This is a genomic window from Enterobacter sp. ECC-219 (assembly GCF_043966805.1).
Taxonomy (GTDB): Bacteria; Pseudomonadota; Gammaproteobacteria; order Enterobacterales; family Enterobacteriaceae; genus Enterobacter; species Enterobacter cloacae_N.
The window spans coordinates 1,209,168-1,227,885 of record NZ_CP143680.1 but is presented as its reverse complement, the minus strand read 5'-3'; the positions used below and the strand labels follow the sequence as shown (position 1 = coordinate 1,227,885).

Genomic DNA, 18,718 nt, shown 5'->3' with positions numbered 1-18,718 from the left:
GAGTAATGTGGATTCTGCTTGCTGTTCATGAAGGAAAATAATTGGGTGAATATGGCATTTCAGACACAAAAAAAGCCGCCCTTAAGCGACTTTGATTTGCATCTTTTGGTGCCGAAGGCCGGACTCGAACCGGCACGGGTTATAGCGGCTTAGCTTGCTTCAAGAATCATTGTTAACTCATTGAACTAGCGAGACTAAAGCTCATAACCCCGGCACATTTCACAGACTGTTTAGCCATGAAAAAGCCCCGACAACATAACCGGGGTTTGTATGAGTTTCAAGAGAGATCGTTATCTAGTTTTAGATCCCTGCGGGAATTACCTCGTGCGGATAGCTATCCCCAGCTACATGCGCCACCTGTTCCAAGGGAAACGCTACTTTATGAAAAGCACAGGGACACGAGACATACGGCAAGCGCGTTTGTTTCGCGATGCTATTGCTCTGGAATGGACTCGCTTACGGAATCTGCTTAAGCCACAAGGCGGCTCATCTGTAGACCAAATCATTGATGAGCTACGCCGTGTCAGTGTGTACGCCAAGGAAGCCCCCGCATCGTTTGGTGCATCGATTCAGGCTTGCCCTTCCCTACTTAAAATGCGCGATCTGTATCTTCTCCAATACAGCGAGAAGAGAAAGCTAACTACACTATCCAAGACCAACAAAGCCGTAGAGGTGCTGTTAACCCACCTGAAAAAGAAAGATGTTCAGTTGCGGGATATTAACCGAACCATAGTTACAGGCTGGTTAGATAAGCTCAAAACTGAGCGAGCGCCTCAAACCATCCAGAACTATATAAGCGCACTGGCGCAGATATGGGATCTGGCACGCAATCGCTATCACGATGCACCACAGGACAATCCTTGGCGCGGCCATGCGCTCGAAGCAAAAAGCAGCAAGGTCAGCTATGAAGTCTTCGCCCCGGGCGAGCTAGCAAAGGTCTATGATTTGCTCGATGATGAGATGAAGGCGGTAACGGCTATTGGGGCATACAGCGGTATGCGGATCAATGAAATATGTACGCTACGTGATAGCAGTATTAAAACCATCGAGGGCGTTTTGTGCTTTGAGATCACCGAGGGGAAGACCAAGAGCGCGGCACGAATCGTTCCAGTACACAGCAAGTTAATCCCCCTCGTGAAATCATTGCTCAAAACCACACATAGCGGTTTTCTGTTCTATCACGCGTCAATTACAGACCGGGCGGATGGGAAACGCTCAACGTGGCATACGCAGCAGTTCACACGGGCAAAGCGTAAAGCTCTCGGTGAGACTTATACACAGAGAAAAGTGTTCCATTCACTCCGCCATGAGTTTGTGCATCAACTCGACCGTGCTCAAGTGCCAGAAGATAGAATTGCGCTACTGGTCGGTCATGAGCGCGGAATCACAGAAAGCTTCAAGACTTACTCAAAAAATGCCGTGTCCGCACAAGAAGTAAAGGAATATGTCGAGTTGGTCAAACATGTTTTTGATCTGCCGATATATAATAAGTTGTGATAAATATTAAATGAGGAATATATGGAAACTATCAATACAAAAGAAACATGCCCTTCTGAGTTTTATATTTTCGTAAACGATATGAATCCTATAACACATAATAACGTCAATATTGTAGGTTCAATATCTTCAGCAGCTATCTCAGCTTTAGCCATGAATGGAAATAACCTTCAAAAATATATAGACGGTGATCTAGACTACCTTCCATTTTTACCAAATGAAAACATGTTCCCTGCATTGTCCATGTATCATGTTAGTGCAATCAATGACTATCGCATTGAGTATAATGCAGAAATAAATAGAAAGGCATATTTTAAAACATATCCCTCCAGACTTTCTGCTGTATACGCGTTTGGTGATTATGATACTTGCGTCGAGGTACATCAAAGACATAATTGGGATCTAAATACTGTTCGACGTTTTCGATTGAAGGACTTACCCTATACACGAGTAGCAAAAGTTAATATGGAAATAGTCTCTTTAATGAGACACGCATATAAAATATCAACATTTGAGTCTGACTACGAAGTATGGCAGCATTACTGGAGTGGGCAAGGAAACCTAGGACTACAAATCCCAGACCGTGATTTCAAACCCCAGCACATCGAAAGCGGCGTTATTTGGGAGTATTTGATAGAAGGAGCGCTAGAATTAATTAGAGAATAAAACAAATACGCATTGGGCTAGGTTATTCTAGCCCCATATGAAAATTATTTGTTAGGGTAGATAACATTAATCCCTTTGTAAATTTTACGATACATATCTACCATTGCCCCTAATCTTATGACACTCATCCCGCACGTCAACCCAACATAGCGGCCACCCTCAGCAGCGTTAGCAGAACGATGCACCACAGCACGCACGCGCCCGGTTCGGTGGCAGTGATCTAGTACGGCAGACGTAAGGCGCAGCGGCTTACCTGTCACTGCACAGCGTCGGTATTGATAATTCCACAAGAAGACACGGACAGCGGCCACGTCAGCGCGGCGCAACTCCAGCCGCCCGGAACCATTCAACAGGAAGCGATACACATCTTCGAATACAGCAGCATTTGTAATCCGTTCTGCCAGCGGCATGTTGCCGAGGTGTTCCAGATAGCCCCGCATCGCTTTTCTTAGTAGTTGGTCTGTCCGTGTAACCATGATTCAAAGTCTCCATTGTCAGAGGCAGCCCGCTTGCAGGCTTCGTATTCTTCGCGCTGGCGTTGGCATACCAGAACATAAAGCTCATCAGCCATCGCATTAACGCGTTCGTCACTGATACCGTTGCGGCGCATTAGCCCCAGCAGCTTACGAAATTCAGCTTCAAGCTCAGGCTCTCCGGTATCCATTACCCACTGTTTCAGGTCAGCGAGTGCGCCAGCCATTGGCGGCGGCTCGATGTACCGCCACCTTAATTTAATCGTGGTTGTCATCTTCTTTATCCTCTCTGTAAGCCGGGTGCATTGCCCGGTATTGCTCAATGGTCAAACCCTCGCTGGCCGCTGTAAGCCGTTCCTTTTGCTTACCAGCCAATCGCAAGGCGCTGTCTCTCCAGCAGAGCAGAAAGAAGATTGTCAGCACCTGCTTACTCAAGCCACCCAGCAGATCGCCAAGCCCTTGCTCCAGCAGACAGGCACGCCATGCAGCGGCGTGCTCCGTCATAGCACCCACTATCGGGACAGGTGCGCCGAGCATTGTCGCAAGCTGACTCATAACACTGTTAGCATCGCCCGGATGCAGCCGGGGAATAGTCATGCGGCCAGCCTGCGCCAACAGTTCGGCGTACCGCTGGCGGCGCGGGTCATCATCTGCCAGCGCTCTAATCGGCTTTTCATCAGCCATTAATGGAACCTCCGAGGATTAGGCAGCCTGCAATAAATCGGCTGGCGTTGAGGGATGGTATCTGGCTTTAACTTTCAGGTACGCGGCACGCGCCGCCGCTTCGGTAGTGAACAAGCCAAGGTGATGGCGTACACCATCAACGCGTATGTAAGCCTCCCATTTGCTACAACCCTTATTCCAGCTATACCCCCTTGCCTTGCGTCGGTTCTGGTCGTTTTCCCGCTGCGTAACCAAGCGCAGATTGCATAGGCGGTTGTCGTCACGGATACCATTGATGTGATCGATCTGCTTACCGTGAGGAATAGCGCCATGCGCAAGAATCCACGCCACGCGATGGGCTTTTAGCTGGTACTGCTTGCCATCAAGTCGCAGGGCAACTTGACGATAGCCATCAGCTCGCCGGGTGGAGTCAGCATAGGAGCCAGCCTTAACCCGGCGTCGGTTAGCTTTATGGTGCAGGCGACCTGTCACCGGGTCATACAGGAAAAGGGATCGCAACAGCTCAGGGGCGTAAGCATCATTAACCATGACTCAGCCCCTCCAGTTATGCAGCTTGTCGGAAATTGATAACGCAGTCAGGACGACGCAGCCCAACGTTGAATAGGCGATATGAGTCCATCACCATTGTCATTTCGCGCTCATCATCCCACTGGCGATTGATGACGCTCTGCGCTTCGACTGTCACAAGTACAGACGCAGGCCGGAACAGCGTCGCCCTCGTCATCGCTTCCTCTGCGGTAACGTCATAATCAGCGCCCAGTTCATGCCCGGTAATGGCTTCCTGCGGGTAACTGTTCAGCTCAATGACACGCACCCCAGCGACATAGCCAACACGACGCCATGCGTAATCGTTGCCACTATCCCGGCTGTAACGGACGTTCATCAGCTTCTTATGTTCCATCAGGATGCTGAACCAAGCCGGGTCGATAAGCAGTACCAGCTCCGCCACCGGAATATCTTTCTCAGTCAGGAATCGATTAACAGCAGCTTTGATAGCGTGAACCAGTTCGTTAGCTGCATCCTCTTCGCTCCCCGTGGTCAGGTCGAGCGAGACAACATTATCCGTAAGCGGGTTAAACGTTGGTTGCAGTGTCGGCGGCGGTACGAAATCAGTCGCTTTGAGTAGCTGGATGGTGTGCGCTTCGTCGTAGAATTTAGCGTGAGCAGTACCGATATTGCGGCTCAGCTCTGCGCGAAAGGTGGGAGCTGTCCAGTCATCCTGATAGTCAATCGGGATGCGGATATAGCTCAGCGTATCCACAGAGATAACCAACTTGTCCGACTTAACGGTGGTAAGCTCCAGCGATTGCCCTGCGGTTCTACCCTTCACCTCAAGATCACCACTCAGGCGATCAATGCGGTATTGGTTGCTGGCTTTCAGCGGCTTGTATGTGCTCAGCCCCTCGGCCAGAAAGACGCTCTTTGCCTCAAGACGGGTCTGAACGTCCCGGTCATACGCTTCAATGTGAATGTCGTTGTCAGCATCTACACCGCCCCAGTGCGGGCGGAATTGATCAGGGGTATAAACATTGTCAGTCATAGAAATAGCTCCCGCGCCAGCGTTAGCCAGCGCGATTTATGGAAAAGGGGAAAAGAGAATGGGATGAATCAGGCAGCAGCTTTTTCAGCCGCGATCTCAAGAATCAGGCCGATAAGCGCGAAGGCAGGCCAATGGGGATTAAGCTCGTGCAGGTGCGCAACGCCCCCACCAAAAGCATCGCGCATATCAGCACCAGAGATGCCCGCGCGTTTGGCCGCCCGGCGCAGCAATCGCAGCTCGGAGCCGGGAACATATGCCGAGGGCATACGCACGCCAAAGCGTGAGGCGAGCCGCCGCCAGTGAGTTTCATCAACAAAGTCTTGTTTAAGCTGGCTGGCGTTCGCTTTCCAGTGTTCAATCCTTGCGCTACGGGCAGCCCTAGCCGCTGCCACGTTTTCAGGTGTCAGTAAGGTCATTGTCAGATCTCAATGCAAAGTGGGTTTATGTGTGGCGTTTGAGAGGTAATTTCGCGTTTTACAGGCGCAGGTATACGAATGCACATCTGGCGATGTACAACGCGATTCAGGCTCTAAAACGTAAGGTTAAGACGTGGGGAAGACAGGACAGGCGATTGCTTAACGGCCAGCGCGTTTGCCAGCGGAGCGCTGCGCAACCAGAGCGCGGTATTGATCGTCGTACTGGCGATGGCCGGGGCCATACCCTGATTGCTGCGCCCACTGCGAAAGCTGGTCATACGCCGCGATAAACTCCGCATGTGACATTCCAACAGATTGCGCGGCAGGCTGGCCGTATGGGTTTCCCTGTGCAGAAACGTACCCGGAAGCAGAACCAGCAGCCATACGTTCTTGCAGGTACTGAACCGCCCGCTGCATCTGTGCAGGGTCGCCAGACATAACCATACGTTCAAGGGTGGATTGCGTCCCAGCGTCGAGTGTGCCAGCGTACTGCAACATCGCGTCAACTGTCCCCTGCCCTAGCTGGCTTTCGACAGACTGGTGAAACTGCCCCATTAACCCTTGTAGCTCGGCGGTGTACTCAATAGATGTTCCATCCATCAGGGGGATAGTATCGCCCACCTGCGCCCCGGCGCTGTCCGCGTTTTGGTCTTGCTGATTAGCAATGTTGCTATTATTCCATTGGCCGCCATCATTGCCGTTAACGGGCTGGGTACGGAGGAAATCAGCATCAGCAGGCGCAGAGCTAAAGCGGGATGCGCCATTGTCAGCGCCAACAGGTGCAGCCATGTATGGCGATTGCTGCGACGCAGTATCAGCGCCCGAAAGGTACGGATTAACATTCTGGTCAGCCATGATTATGCAACCTCTTGTGATGTAACTCGGCGGTGTGCCAGTTCAAGTAAAAGCATGTGCGCGTGTACGCATCGGGCAGGAATCATCTTCTGTCCGTGGTACGCTTTGCCGAGATCTTGTCTGTCGATCTGGTACACATGAGCCAAATCGATTTGGCGTAGATTTAAGGCGTCAGCAATGAATTTCAGTTGTTGCCCGCAATCAGCCGCGCGGCGTGGCTCCATTAAAATGATGGTGCTCATGAAATAATCCTCAGTTAAATAAGCCCGTGACGGCGTAGCCAACGACGCTCGCCAACGGAGCCGCGCGGGCGTTGTTTCGGATTCTGGTTTAGTGTTTGGCCGGGGCCAGTTCGCCCCTCCCCGGACAGGTTCTGCGTCAGCACATCCCAACCCCGTGATTCTATCGGCGCGTATCCTTCGCGTTGTTCATCAAGGTTCACGTAGAGATCAGGGTTAACGGTAGGGTGCAGCGATTCGTTCTCTGCCATCATGCAGCCTCACTGAATTTGGAATTAACAGATTCCAGAATGTCGGGATAGCTCCATCGATTTCTCAGGCAGCGTTGCACATGCGCGATGGCCTCAACAGGGACGCCCAGCTTTTCGGCAATTTCTGCGACAGGCCAACCGAAGCGCTCTAACTTGTGGATCTCATCTAAATCAGCAGGCACTATCTTGCGCACTGCTTTTACTTTCTCCGGCTTTGCTTTAACGGCTTTCGGCACTGGGTGCGTGTGGGCGTTAGTGAACCGAGAATGCGCGATAGCCAGCACTGTTTCAGGGCGAATCAGCATATCGCGGGCAATCATAAACTCTGTATCACGGTGCAGCTTGCCGGGCTTATAGCGGCTGCGGATGGCGCTGTACTCCGCCAACGTGATATCAGCATCGTTTTTCCACTGGTCTGCCAAGTCATCGACATAGACGCCACGGATTACACGGTCGATGTCGCTCGGGCTGAAACCAGTGGCCGCAGCGATTTGCTCGTTATTCAGAAGCTGTTTGTACACCAGCGTGTTGATGTGCTGGATATCCACAATGGTTAAGGTCGCGTTACTGGTGGTTGTCATATTGGAACTCTCCATCAAAGTTAATCGAATCTTCTACAAGGTCTTTAATCAAAGCGAGGCTGGTTGCGGTGTGGACACCACCGCTGCGCCGGGTGTTGTCGTACATGGCTTTGGCCTGCTTCTGGTACTTCTCAGGCAGTGAGGCGAACCACTGGCGAAAGTGTTGTGGCGTCATCAATCATCATCCTCAAATACGCGATTAAACGATGCGTCAGGCGAGTCGGCGGCGTTCTGCTTGAGGAAGTTCACGCAGGATGACAACTCGGCAGCAGCCATGCGGGATTCTCCTGCCTCGTCTTCCCGGAGCCTGCGAGTTAACGCACCCAGCAGCAGGGTCTTTAACTCCCATGTCCCGGTTTCAAATTCAGATTTCGTCATTGGTGGTTATCTCCAACAGGTAACAGGCCAAGCGCCCGGATGTGCTGTATTACTTCTTGATGCACGGGCTTCGGCAGGAACAAGCGGCGGGCAATAGCGGCGTAAACTTCATCAGGCGTCTTGCGCACTGGATGCACTCGGCCATTGAAAACCCGATCAGAAAGGCGGACAGCTTTCCAGCGACGCGAACCATCCGGCCTTTTCATGCGGTTCAGCACAGCGGCCAGACACTCCCACGGCTCACAATTATTCAGCAGACAATACCGCTGTAGTGGCGTACTTGCTTGACGTAGCAAAGCCTCACGGTTAAGGGTCTGGCGATGACGCTCAGCCAATCCATCAAAGGAATAGCCGTTCAGGGCAAAGGCTAATTGTGCGGTGACGAGCGCATCCGCACGCGCAGCATGACGCTGCGCATGTTCGGTAACAGGCATATGATTAACTCCAGAGAATCAGGGAGAGCCTTTCGACTCAGAGGTATTTAGCGATGTACTGCCAGTTGCAGTTTTCAGGGCGGTAGAAGTAAGCAAGCTCATCAGGCGCAGCATCCAGCGCCAGCGATGACCACAGCAGAAACGCGCGAGCTGCCTGCCCGTCACGTCCGGCGCGGCCAACCATTTGCACTAAATCGGGCAGGTCTTCGGGAACATAAGTGACAATTACGTTACGCACGTCAGAGATATCAGCGCCGAGGCCAAAGGCTTTGGTCGCCACCAGAACAGCACCCGGCGTGCTGGCGAACCACGCAGCGTTCGCATGGCGCTGGTCACGGGGCAGTCGCTTGACGTCAGAATGATAAGGCCGGGCGCGGTCTCCCAGCTCATCGAGATACGCGTAAAGCATTTTTATGCTGTCCACCAAAATTAAAACTTTCTCATCCTCCGGCAGAGCATCAACCAGACCAACGGCAGCCCGGCGCTGGGTTTCACATTGCCGAACAGGAACAAGCTGGATGTTTTCACGGGCAGCGCTGGCGCGGAAGGTGAGAAAATCACCACGGCAGCCCAGCTCTTGCATCAAGGCAGCCTCATCACCTTTTCGCAAAGTGGCAGTGAACGCACAACGCTGCGCAGCGGGGAAGGCATTTTGCAGGGTATGCTTCATCGCGGGGAAAGCGGCGCGGAACTCCCAGTCCTCAACGGTGTGAACCTCGTCTATTATGAACCTGTCCACACCAGCGGCCATCAGTGCCGCCAGCACCTGACTACCCGGCACCAGATGCTCAGGAGAAACGACAATCACCCGAAACGCCCCGGCAGCCAGCCCCGCAAGTTGCTGCGCATTACGCCGCTTCGGTAGTTTATCGCCAAAGGCCACCGCGTGAACGCCAGCCTCCCTTAACTGCTGTAGCACCTGCTGCTTGATGGTGTTCGTCGGCACAACGATAACGGTCAGCCCCTCGCCAGCACCGGATTCAAATTGCAGGGCATAGGTGAATGCAGCCGTCTTTCCGTACCCGGTCGGTAGTACCGCCAGCATATCGCGGTCACGGGCAAACACAACGGCGGCTACGTCCTGCTGTCCGGGTCGCCAGTCGCCACCGTCTGGCGGCGGCAATGGCGCAAACGCCGGGCGGTCGCATTGCTCCAGCTCGCGGAACCTGTACGGCGCAGTAATCAACGGCGGGATGGACGGCGGCAGGTCTGCGCCCCCAATGTCACAATGCAGATTCAGCGTATTGAATTTATCATCTGTGGGTTTCAGCTCACCGCACCATAGCTGACGGAAAGCCGGGCTTTCACCCAGTCGCGTAAAATCAGCATGGCGCATAGCTTCCAGTTGGCCCATACCCCGGCTGATTCTTTTCAGGGTGGCGTCATCGCAAATCAGAAACTCACGGCAGGCTTTGAGAAAAGCATTCTGCCCGGTTGTCGATTCGGGTACGGCGTGCTCGCGCGGTTTCAATGCGGCATCGTCTACGCGGACGCCGGGGATATCTGGCGGCAGCGGGTCAACATAACGAGCAGGCTTCTTGTTGAGCCACATTTCTATCTCAGCGCGTCGGCAATGAATAGCGTCGCCGGGCTGGATGACTTGCCGCAACCCAGTGTCAGAGCGCTGTTTTTGCTTCTTCGGTTGAACACCGTGCAGCGCTCGCCACTCCCGCAAGGTCATCGCGGAGCCATCTGCATTGTAATAAAACTCCTCGGTCTTTGTGTTGTATGCCGCCTTAACGGGTTTACGTTTCACGGGACATATCTTGGAACGGCGGATAACAATCCCGTCAGCAATCATTTGCTGTACATCTGCGTTTGCAGTATTGAACGGGTCAGCGTCAGCAGCCTGCGCAAGCAAACGGCGTAGATTCGTTGGCATGGTGAAATCTCCAAAAAGTAAGGTGAGTATAGAATGGGGCGTAGGACGGCAGCGCCGGGAGTGTGGCAGTCTGTTCTTCTTAGTGGAGGTTTTTATTGCAGCGGTGGCAGTGCTCCGTCTCCCCACAGTAGATGCCCTTACATGGTTATTTTTTAACCATGGCTCTCTCAAGCCTTGCTCTATCTGACTTTATGGATGATTAGGCGATAACTTTTGGTAGGTTTGGCGGGACACTAGAATGGGTGTGGTTAGGAGCGGCATTGTGAGTACCATATCCCAATATAGTAGCCTTCATTGGGTGGAATCCGGCAGGATGACAGACGGCAAAACGTGAACGCAGTAGGGCAGTATAGTGATAGGGCGCAGGGGTGAAGCCCTGAGATGAGTACCTGTGAGGGGGTGGATAAGGAAGATGATACGGCAAATACAGTACCGATAGAGAGTACCGTACCACTACTCTATCCCCCGCCGCGTTGACTGCCCGGCAAGCGCGGTTGCGTGGAGGGCCGAGCATCACAGCGGACGCAGGCCGATGAATGAACCGCAGGCGAATGAAAGCGGACTCGCAGACGCGAGAAGCGCAGCCAGTGTAGAGCGAAAAGCGATAACACTGATTAGGAGAAGGGATGAAAGGGAAGAACCCTTTTTTGTACATGTATTTTAAATGCAATTTTAAGGATACTACTAACGTGTTAACCAGCCTCAAATCTAGCTTAGTGATTGGACAACACAGCCTTTGATCCCTTCCCCTGCCCTATCCCTCGAATTGTTCAGTGATAAATCACATTCACAATCTGATCTCGATGTTCATCGTCTGGCACGGCTAAAGCCCCGCCACCTCTTCACATCGAGAGCCGCAAGTAAAACCGTATACTATAAAGAGAGGATATTTTTGCTCTACGTCACATTTGACACGAACTAATTATGGCGTTTTAAATCTGCACTTGAAAAAACGATGCCCAAGTTTCTTAATGTTAATGGATGTATGGAAGGTTGCCTCTTGAAATGCACATCATTAGGTAACTCATTGATTAAAGTTATAACTTTAAGAAGGGATTTGATTCATGCCTATTAGTGATCATGATTACGTTAACTTTTCGCAAGACCACGAATTAAATTATGTGCTGACACGCGTGGGTAAGCGTCAGACAGAGGCAAACCGTTCTACATTACGTGTTATGGGGACTGAACTCAAAGGCGTATTACGCAAGACAATGGTTACTCATAAAGAATTTTTTGAATACGTTAAAACACAGCTCCGTCGCTTAGAATAAGCTAATCAGGGGCAAGTCTAAAAACCTGCCCCTATAATTTTATCTACCTGCAAGTATCTCCCGCTTGATACGGTAGAACGTTGCCCGGCTTATCCCGGCAGCTTTCATGATGTGCTCTGGTTTATTCCCAACAGTAAGCATAGCGCGGACAGTTTCACGGGCGCTCTCATCCTTAGACTTCCCGTTATATTTCCCCTCTGCTTTGGCACGTTCGATGCCCTGCGCTTGGCGCGCTCTGCGTGTCTCGTAGTCCACTCGTGCCATCGTAGCGAGGATATCAATCAGCATTGCATTAACGGCTCTCAGAATGCCCTCTGTAAGCTCTGACGCTGTATCGTTCAGTAGTTGCCACGAGGTTGGTAGGTCAACGGCAACGATAACCAGCCCCTTATCCTGAATCCTCTGTTTCAGTGTCGCCCACTCCTTTTGCGTGAGGCGGCTTAGCCTGTCGATGCTCTCGACAAGTAAGACCTCTCCGGCCTGCGCATCATCCAGCAGGCGCATCAGTTCAGGGCGAGCGAGCCTTGCACCGCTGGCGTTCTCGATGTACACCGCTCGCACAGGCCAGCCCCGCTCACTGGCGAACTCTCGCAGCAAGCCCAGCGCCCGGTCTGCGTGTTGCTCTGCTGTACTGGCGCGGCAATAGATAAGCGCATTGTGTGCCATGCTTCCCCCCTAAGTCTCAATGAAATATCACAGCAAGACCTATAAGAGATCACATCAACAATGTGTAGTCAATAGAGCTTTATAGATAGTCAAATGAGACAGTGTGTCTATGTCTTTATCAGGTATACCCAAACGAGACAGACACAAGCGCAGGCAAGAGCAGCACCCAGCATCAACGCAAAGTGCTTTAACAGTGGAGATTCAGGAGTGATTTAGCGTTTAAAGAGAAGAGTAACCCTAACCCACAGTCTCATGATCAGAACGCGAAACAGGGTCATAAACGCCACAGAGGAAGGCAAATCGATATACAGCCCGCCCAGCCTTCGGCTGGGAGAGGCGCACGGGGGGAGTTGAAGCCTTAACCGTCGAGGGAGGCGCAACCGTAAGCGTGCAATTTTTCAAGCCGGGAGTTAGCTATAGGCTAACGGTAGAATGCGGCTTGTAGAGGTAGTGCGCACATACCCAGTACAACAGCATTACTCCACGCGCACAAGCCCCTGAGAGCCGCTTGGGATGGGGGTTTTAGAGGCGCAAATTCAAACATGCGGCAGATACTACATGTACCGGATAAGATGTTACGAAAACTTGTTACTCCTCAAGCGGGATGAGCTTTTTGCCCGTGTCTTCGAAGAATGAAAATGAAGCCCAACGATATGTATATAACAACGCAAACTTGCCAGCATGCGTCTCAATAATTTCTTTTAAATATGACTTGCGTTTATTACCCTCCGGGAATTGAGCCGCAAAGTTTACTATTGCTCTTGATGACAGCCCACCTCCGTTTCGCATAAAGAGAATAAAATCACTCCCTCTAAGCACATTAAACTCTGCACAATTCGTTGAGTCATTATCAAACTTGGCAACTATATCTTTTATTTTGTCATACAGTTCAATCATACCCACAAAAATCTTGCCATCGGCCAGCTGTATATTTCTTTTGTTTAATTCGGATATATAACTTGTATCATCAACTTTGCCAATCGGATATCTGGCCTGAAGCACAATATCTTGCGACGCAATTTTTAATAATTTTAATTCATCAACAGTTAATGCCAATTCTAAATCAATAGCCATCCTATCCAGTTTATGACCGTAATCGCGAAACTTAGTGTCTATAGTATCTTTTTGCGCACCAAGATTCATTAAAAGGATCGCGGATTTTAATAACATTTCGAAAGCATACCCCAGCAGCAACCTGCTAGTTTTATCAGTTGAGGATGCTATGTCGATATATTCATGCACAACGGGAGATTTCTTATCTGTAATCTTAAAAAGGTTTTTATTTCGTTCACCTTCACTTCTCAATAGCTTTGCTGATAAATACAGTTTTTTGGACTCAGCTAACCAAGCCTTGCGGTCAAAGATACCTTTTCCATTTTTCTGTGTGATAATTTCACTCTGCATTTCCAGCCCTTATATTGTTAAATAAAATCCGTAGCTCATCCGGGACCGATACCGTAGCAGTTATAGCCAACAACTTTCAGGAGGGGTTCAAATTCAATTGTGCCCATATCCTCGATCCGTTGCCAGTCTCGTTCAACCTCATCAGGGTTGAGACCACCCAGCGTAAAAGCATTAGTGACAATGTGTCCGGTATGCTCATCTTGTAATCCGTTGATATCTTCAACAGGTAAATGGCCGAGATATAGATTTTGTTTTACAAAAAGCCGAAGAGTTAAGGTGACTTCCACCTTATCACCGTATCCATTATCAATTTGAGTTTTAACCCCCTCAAATATCAATAACTCATCATGTTCTCCCGGTTCACTAGGTAAAGCACCACTATCCCACCGAGACTGAGCAAGCCCTAACGCCGTACCCAATAGCTCGTTCTCCGGGCTGTAGACTGGCAACTTGTAAAACTCATTCGGAATTAGCAGAGGTTTAGGAGCAGAACATCTAATGCCAAAACTCATGAAACTGTTTCTGAAATCACACAATACAGGGGCAGTCACTTCCGCCCGCCATTTATGGTCGCCTGTAGAAACTGGGCGATAAAGCGCAATTTGTAATTTCTGTGCACGCCGCAAAGCTGATTTAGTAAAACCAGCAGGACAAACCAACGCTCCCTGATGCGCACATACGTCCTGTACTAACCCGTGAAACTCTTCAACGCCTTTGACATCCACCGGATTTGCGTAGTCTTTGCAATCAATAACAATACGCATCTTGTACTGACCAATGGACTGTTCCACCAGAACATCCACCTGCCTTTTAGTTTCGCTCTGGATACCATCAAGCATCACATTGTGTTGCACTACAGCATCAGGAGAAAGCTGCTTTTGAATCATGGCAACAAGTTGTTCGAGAGCTTTCCAATCGGGAATCTTATTTTTATCTTGACCAGCCATTGTACCGCTCCGTTTGGGTCTTATATGTAAAGATACCACTGGAGCAACTTGAAGTAGAAACTCATTCCGCTATGTTGATATACAAGATAGCCATAAAGCCCCGTTGGTGGTAAGACAACAAGCGGAGCCTCTGGCGACTTCATCAGGGTTATGTCAGTTAGTGAGGCTTATCAGGATGACCATGTACCCAAGGGGAGCGAGGCCGAACCGCTGGCAGAGCTTGCATATGGTCTGCAAGTACCGTGACCACCATAAACCTGTTTATCCCCTGCGGCGTCTCGCGACGGCGACAGAACGGGGGCATCGGGCTAAAATGCGCTTCACTAAAAGTTTTTGGGATTGTTTAGAGACGGTGGCTACGTCATAGCTTTCAAGTTGAGTCAGTACGTGTTTGACGCTTGGAACTACACGCCGCTATGAGTTAACATCCCAATTACCACTATCAACCACAGCGGCTTTTTCAAGGGACATAACAGAGCATTTCTTACAGGCAAAAGAGACAGATTTTATTCTCTAACTAGCTGTATTGTAAGGAATTTAATGACTTGGTGCCGAAGGCCGGACTCGAACCGGCACGTATTTCTACGGTTGATTTTGAATCAACTGCGTCTACCGATTTCGCCACTTCGGCACTGAAGGGGATGCGGAAACGTTGTGGATTATACCTGTCGCGCGCCGCCATGCAAGCGACGACGCGCTAAACCCGCGCTAAGTGCCCAAAAAACCAGCGCCCTTTGTCACTCCAGCTCAGACACCGCCAGACGAATCACCCCCGCCGCCTTCTGCTCAGGCAGCGCCAGCACCTTCGCCCACATCTCCTGCACCATATCGCAGGAGAGCTTCTCTTTGCCCGCCGCCTTCTCCGGCATCTGCAGCAGCTGGATGTCCTCACCGTACTTATCGGCAAGTGCCTTCATAATCGGCCGCACGTCCTCGACGGCCGCCTCGCGTTCGGCGGGGGTCACGGTGTGGCGGTTTTTGCCGTAGGCCGCGCGCATCATGTCGGCGTCGGCCTGCATGCGCCGCGCCATCAGGTCTTTATCCAGCATGCGCATCGGGTTCACGCCGCCCTTCACCATCGGGTAGAGGAAGCGGAAGCAGGCGTCGTCGCTCACCTTCTGGATGGCGGCGGTCTGCTCCATGTTGATGGTCATGTAGTTCACCACGTTGGCGTCCGGGGCGTTTTGCAGGCGCGACATCTGCAGATGCAGGATCTGCGGCTGAATGGTGTCGATAATCTGCTGCTCCGGCTCGCCCGCTTTTTGCAGGGCGGCCATCTGGTCGAGAATGCGCTGATGCAGCACAGGCTCCTGCTCCTTAATCACCTGCCAGGCGGGCATCGCGTTAAGGGCGTTATCCATCTGCTGTTCAGGAGCGCGCTGCCTGTCGAAGAACACCCAGAACGCCACGGCGGCGACCGCGACAACAACAATGACCGTACTGATCCACGTTTTTTTCATCTCGCATCCTTATCCTTGCGTTATGCCGGTTTACACCGGCACGCCGCTGTGGAAGCGAAACTCGTGGTCCGGTGTCGAGATAAGTGTGGCTTCAATTTCGCCAAAAAGCTTTATGCGCGGTGAGATATCGTCGTCGCTCACCTGCTGAGCCAGCGTCAGGTAGTCCTGATAGTGGCGCGCTTCCGAGCGCAGCAGCGAGAGATAAAACTTCTGCAGGTCGTCGTCGAGGAACGGGGCCAGCGCGGCGAAGCGTTCGCAGGAGCGGGCTTCGATGTAGGCGCCGCAGATGAGCTTGTCGATCAGCGTCAGCGGCTCGTGGGTGCGCACATCCTTCAGCATCCCTTTGGCGTAGCGGCTGGCGGTGATTTTGACGTATGGAATGTCGCGGGCCAGCATCGCCTCGCGCACCTGCCAGAAGTGGTGCAGCTCCTCTTTAATCAGCAGCACCATGCTGTCGATGAGCGACTGGCCCCACGGGTCGTCGGTTTTGGGCATCACGCTTTTGCCAATCTGCCTGTGCAGGGCGATGAAGTCCGGCTCCGGGCCGTCGCGGAAGGTGAACTGTTCGTAGGGTTTGAGCCAGTCGAGCAGCGCGTCGGCACCGCTTTCGTCGGCGACGTATTTGCGCACCAGCAGCAGCGCGGTCTGGGCGGCCTTGAGCTCGCACACCATGTGGTCGGTAAGCAGCAGCGGCAGGTTCGCCGGGTCGCGGGCTTTATCAATCCATGCTTGCGGGGTCGGGCACTGGAGGAAGTTGAGTACGGGGGCGAGTATCTGCGGGTAATCCATGGTTCTGCCTTGAAAAAGCGGTGGCGCGCGCCACCGCCTGAAACGCTTAGTGACGCACGCCGTCGTCGTCTTCGTCGACGTAATCTTCGTCGTCACCTTCTTCGCCGTCTTCACCGTTCGGATCTTCGAAGTAGGTTCCCCAGCCGTCGTATTCCACGTCAAACTTCTCGGCCAGGTTCATCAGCTGTTCTACCTGCGCGTCGATCAGCTCCGCCTTCAGCGCGCCTTCGCTCAGGATGTCGCAGCAGATGACGGTGTCGCCCTCTTCCACTTCCAGCTCTTCCGGCTCGGTCACTTCGTAACCCAGCTTGAAGGCTTCCACGGCCATTTTTTCCAGCGCGTCGAAATCATCCGCAGAGAAATGGTGCTCGATGGTGTACAGCGCGTCCGGATCGCTACCGTCTTCCAGCAGCTCTTCAATAATCAGACGCGTCTCTTCGCGTTGCTCTTCCAGGTGTTCCGGGTTTGCCATGGCTCAATCCTCTTTAAAGTGCGGCAGATACTTCTATTTTCACACACGGACGGGTTTGCCTCCACCTTTGTTGGAAAGATTTGTGAAACGGGGTTGCAAATGAATAATTACACATATAAAGTGAATTTTAATTCAATAAGTGGCGTTCGCCATGTGAGGATAAAATGTCCGATTTATACAAAAAACACTTTCTGAAACTGCTCGACTTTACCCCTGCACAGTTCACTTCTCTGCTGACCCTTGCCGCACAGCTCAAGGCCGATAAAAAAAATGGCAAGGAAGTACAGAAGCTTACCGGTAAAAACATCGCGCTCATCTTCGAAAAAGACTCGACCCGTACACGTTGCTCTTTCGAAGTTGCCGCATTTGACCAGGGCGCGCGCGTCACGTATTTAGGCCCGAGCGGCAGCCAGATTGGGCATAAAGAGTCAATTAAGGACACCGCGCGCGTGCTCGGGCGGATGTACGACGGCATTCAGTATCGCGGCCACGGCCAGGAAGTGGTCGAGACGCTGGCGCAGTACGCGGGCGTGCCGGTGTGGAACGGGCTGACCAACGAGTTCCACCCGACCCAGCTGCTGGCGGACCTGCTGACCATGCAGGAGCACCTGCCGGGCAAGGCGTTTAACGAGATGACGCTGGTCTACGCGGGCGACGCGCGCAACAACATGGGCAACTCGATGCTGGAAGCGGCGGCGCTGACCGGGCTGGATCTGCGTCTGGTGGCCCCGAAAGCCTGTTGGCCGGAAGAGAGCCTGGTGGCGGAGTGCAGCGCGCTGGCGGAGAAGCACGGCGGGAAGATTACGCTGACGGAAGACGTGGCGACTGGCGTGAAGGGCGCGGACTTTATCTATACCGACGTCTGGGTGTCGATGGGCGAAGCTAAAGAGAAGTGGGCGGAGCGGATTGCGCTGCTGCGCGGGTATCAGGTGAACGCCCAGATGATGGCGCTGACCGGCAACCCGGACGTGAAGTTCCTGCACTGTCTGCCGGCGTTTCATGACGACCAGACCACGCTCGGCAAGCAGATGGCGAAAGAGTTCGATCTGCACGGCGGAATGGAAGTGACGGACGAGGTGTTTGAGTCGGCGGCGAGCATCGTGTTCGATCAGGCGGAAAACCGGATGCATACGATTAAGGCGGTGATGGTGGCGACGCTTGGGGAGTAATTGACTCCTCTGCGGTCTGGTGCCCTCACCCCGGCCCTCTCCCACAGGGAGAGGGAGAAAACACTAAAAACGACAACAGCGTTATCGTCGGGCAGAAAAATTCATTTTACTGACGCTTTCTCAGATAGGCATTAACCATAATAAGAATTTATATTTTTATTAACCATTATTTACTGAGTAGATAATGGTTAATATCAGGTCATTATCAATTACAAAACACCGTATATTATCGGCGTAATATTTCCTTATTGCTGCATTTCGTTAATAAGGATTATTTATGTCATGGAATAAGCATGAAGCTGTGTCATACGCCCGTAGCCACGCACTAACCCATACTGGACACTATTGCGCTCGTGCAATCGCCGCCGCTATTCGAGCCGGAGGGCTTAAAATCTAAGGGGCAAACGCTAAGGATTTCTGGCGTTCTCTTGAAAAAGCAGGGTTCACAAAAGTCTATGGCACTCCCACAGAGGGGGATATCGCGGTGATTGATGCCTTGCCCGGCCCGAATCAGTACGGGCATGTCTGTATTTACGATGGCGCTGGAACCTGGTATTCAGATTTTAAACAGAGAACACTGTACCCGGGGCCAACGTATCGCCAACTCCAGCCTGCCGTAACCTTATACAGGCATTACTAAT

24 protein-coding genes, 1 tRNA gene and 1 pseudogene are annotated in these 18,718 nt (G+C 51.9%); 6 read left to right on the top strand and 20 right to left on the bottom strand.

Features of this window, described 5'->3' with window-relative positions; genetic code table 11:
- Positions 1–270 precede the first annotated feature (270 nt).
- Both V1603_RS05760 and V1603_RS05755 read left to right on the top strand, forming a co-directional pair.
- Positions 271–1,497, top strand: a complete 1,227-nt coding sequence (locus V1603_RS05760; RefSeq protein ID WP_167790694.1) for a site-specific integrase — start codon at positions 271–273, stop codon at positions 1,495–1,497.
- 21 nt (positions 1,498–1,518) lie between these two features.
- The gene (locus tag V1603_RS05755) at positions 1,519–2,163 is read left to right on the top strand and encodes a hypothetical protein (RefSeq protein ID WP_395313596.1); all 645 of its coding nucleotides are present in this window, start codon (positions 1,519–1,521) and stop codon (positions 2,161–2,163) included.
- A 44-nt stretch (positions 2,164–2,207) separates the two neighbouring features.
- On the opposite strand, the gene V1603_RS05750 is transcribed toward V1603_RS05755, so the two are convergent.
- The 13 genes from V1603_RS05750 to V1603_RS05690 all read right to left on the bottom strand — a co-directional run bounded on the left by V1603_RS05750 (position 2,208) and on the right by V1603_RS05690 (position 9,896).
- Entirely contained in the window at positions 2,208–2,639 is a 432-nt protein-coding gene (locus V1603_RS05750) for an endonuclease domain-containing protein (protein WP_395313595.1), read from the bottom strand.
- Positions 2,612–2,911: a hypothetical protein gene (locus V1603_RS05745; RefSeq protein WP_001598188.1), complete on the bottom strand. Its 300-nt coding sequence runs from the start codon at positions 2,909–2,911 to the stop codon at positions 2,612–2,614. Before V1603_RS05745 ends, V1603_RS05750 begins: the two co-directional genes overlap by 28 nt.
- A complete protein-coding gene (locus V1603_RS05740) occupies positions 2,895–3,320 on the bottom strand; it encodes a hypothetical protein (RefSeq protein ID WP_001598187.1) in 426 nt (141 codons plus the stop codon). The genes V1603_RS05745 and V1603_RS05740 overlap by 17 nt, the downstream gene beginning before the upstream one ends.
- 18 nt (positions 3,321–3,338) lie before the next feature.
- A complete protein-coding gene (locus V1603_RS05735; protein ID WP_137578987.1) occupies positions 3,339–3,848 on the bottom strand; it encodes an HNH endonuclease signature motif containing protein in 510 nt (169 codons plus the stop codon).
- Between the two features lie 16 nt (positions 3,849–3,864).
- Complete coding sequence (locus V1603_RS05730) at positions 3,865–4,860, bottom strand: hypothetical protein (RefSeq protein ID WP_001598185.1); 996 nt, start codon at positions 4,858–4,860, stop codon at positions 3,865–3,867.
- Between the two features lie 68 nt (positions 4,861–4,928).
- Positions 4,929–5,276 carry a hypothetical protein gene (locus V1603_RS05725; RefSeq protein ID WP_001598184.1) on the bottom strand — a complete coding sequence of 116 codons (348 nt, stop codon included), beginning with the start codon at positions 5,274–5,276 and terminating at the stop codon, positions 4,929–4,931.
- A gap of 159 nt (positions 5,277–5,435) precedes the next feature.
- A complete protein-coding gene (locus V1603_RS05720) occupies positions 5,436–6,131 on the bottom strand; it encodes a hypothetical protein (protein ID WP_001598183.1) in 696 nt (231 codons plus the stop codon).
- Between the two features lie 2 nt (positions 6,132–6,133).
- A complete protein-coding gene (locus V1603_RS05715) occupies positions 6,134–6,373 on the bottom strand; it encodes a hypothetical protein (protein WP_001598182.1) in 240 nt (79 codons plus the stop codon).
- Positions 6,374–6,620: 247 nt separating this feature from the next.
- Entirely contained in the window at positions 6,621–7,202 is a 582-nt protein-coding gene (locus tag V1603_RS05710) for a hypothetical protein (protein ID WP_001598178.1), read from the bottom strand.
- A complete protein-coding gene (locus tag V1603_RS05705; protein WP_001598177.1) occupies positions 7,186–7,377 on the bottom strand; it encodes a hypothetical protein in 192 nt (63 codons plus the stop codon). Before V1603_RS05705 ends, V1603_RS05710 begins: the two co-directional genes overlap by 17 nt.
- Positions 7,377–7,580 carry a hypothetical protein gene (locus tag V1603_RS05700; protein WP_001598176.1) on the bottom strand — a complete coding sequence of 68 codons (204 nt, stop codon included), beginning with the start codon at positions 7,578–7,580 and terminating at the stop codon, positions 7,377–7,379. The genes V1603_RS05705 and V1603_RS05700 overlap by 1 nt, the downstream gene beginning before the upstream one ends.
- Complete coding sequence (locus V1603_RS05695) at positions 7,577–8,014, bottom strand: hypothetical protein (protein ID WP_044264644.1); 438 nt, start codon at positions 8,012–8,014, stop codon at positions 7,577–7,579. Before V1603_RS05695 ends, V1603_RS05700 begins: the two co-directional genes overlap by 4 nt.
- A gap of 37 nt (positions 8,015–8,051) precedes the next feature.
- Positions 8,052–9,896, bottom strand: a complete 1,845-nt coding sequence (locus tag V1603_RS05690; RefSeq protein ID WP_395313594.1) for a DEAD/DEAH box helicase — start codon at positions 9,894–9,896, stop codon at positions 8,052–8,054.
- A gap of 1,064 nt (positions 9,897–10,960) precedes the next feature.
- Here V1603_RS05690 and V1603_RS05685 point away from each other — a divergent pair.
- Positions 10,961–11,170: a hypothetical protein gene (locus tag V1603_RS05685; protein WP_001598170.1), complete on the top strand. Its 210-nt coding sequence runs from the start codon at positions 10,961–10,963 to the stop codon at positions 11,168–11,170.
- 39 nt (positions 11,171–11,209) lie between these two features.
- Here V1603_RS05685 and V1603_RS05680 read toward each other — a convergent pair whose 3' ends face one another.
- The 7 genes from V1603_RS05680 to rraB form a co-directional block, all read right to left on the bottom strand.
- Positions 11,210–11,836, bottom strand: coding sequence for a recombinase family protein (locus V1603_RS05680; protein ID WP_001598168.1), 627 nt, complete (start codon positions 11,834–11,836; stop codon positions 11,210–11,212).
- Between the two features lie 588 nt (positions 11,837–12,424).
- Positions 12,425–13,240: a hypothetical protein gene (locus V1603_RS05675; RefSeq protein WP_112018755.1), complete on the bottom strand. Its 816-nt coding sequence runs from the start codon at positions 13,238–13,240 to the stop codon at positions 12,425–12,427.
- A gap of 35 nt (positions 13,241–13,275) precedes the next feature.
- Positions 13,276–14,187: a restriction endonuclease gene (locus V1603_RS05670; protein WP_094317794.1), complete on the bottom strand. Its 912-nt coding sequence runs from the start codon at positions 14,185–14,187 to the stop codon at positions 13,276–13,278.
- Between the two features lie 546 nt (positions 14,188–14,733).
- Positions 14,734–14,818: transfer RNA gene (locus V1603_RS05665), tRNA-Leu, on the bottom strand.
- Between the two features lie 106 nt (positions 14,819–14,924).
- Positions 14,925–15,647 carry a topoisomerase II gene (locus tag V1603_RS05660; protein WP_395313593.1) on the bottom strand — a complete coding sequence of 241 codons (723 nt, stop codon included), beginning with the start codon at positions 15,645–15,647 and terminating at the stop codon, positions 14,925–14,927.
- 30 nt (positions 15,648–15,677) lie between these two features.
- A complete protein-coding gene (miaE, locus tag V1603_RS05655) occupies positions 15,678–16,436 on the bottom strand; it encodes a tRNA isopentenyl-2-thiomethyl-A-37 hydroxylase MiaE (protein WP_395313592.1) in 759 nt (252 codons plus the stop codon).
- A 46-nt stretch (positions 16,437–16,482) separates the two neighbouring features.
- Positions 16,483–16,908: a ribonuclease E inhibitor RraB gene (rraB, locus tag V1603_RS05650; protein ID WP_006810300.1), complete on the bottom strand. Its 426-nt coding sequence runs from the start codon at positions 16,906–16,908 to the stop codon at positions 16,483–16,485.
- A gap of 99 nt (positions 16,909–17,007) precedes the next feature.
- On the opposite strand from rraB, the gene argL reads away from it, so the two are divergent.
- The 3 genes and pseudogenes from argL (at position 17,008) to V1603_RS05635 (ending at position 18,717) form a co-directional block, all read left to right on the top strand.
- Positions 17,008–17,103 (top strand): putative translational regulatory protein ArgL, encoded by a 96-nt coding sequence (gene argL / locus V1603_RS05645; protein WP_213375672.1) that lies wholly within the window; start codon positions 17,008–17,010, stop codon positions 17,101–17,103.
- Positions 17,073–18,077, top strand: a complete 1,005-nt coding sequence (gene argF / locus V1603_RS05640; RefSeq protein ID WP_225287231.1) for an ornithine carbamoyltransferase — start codon at positions 17,073–17,075, stop codon at positions 18,075–18,077. The genes argL and argF overlap by 31 nt, the downstream gene beginning before the upstream one ends.
- A 277-nt stretch (positions 18,078–18,354) precedes the next feature.
- Positions 18,355–18,717: pseudogene (locus V1603_RS05635) on the top strand (CHAP domain-containing protein).
- Position 18,718 lies beyond the last annotated feature (1 nt).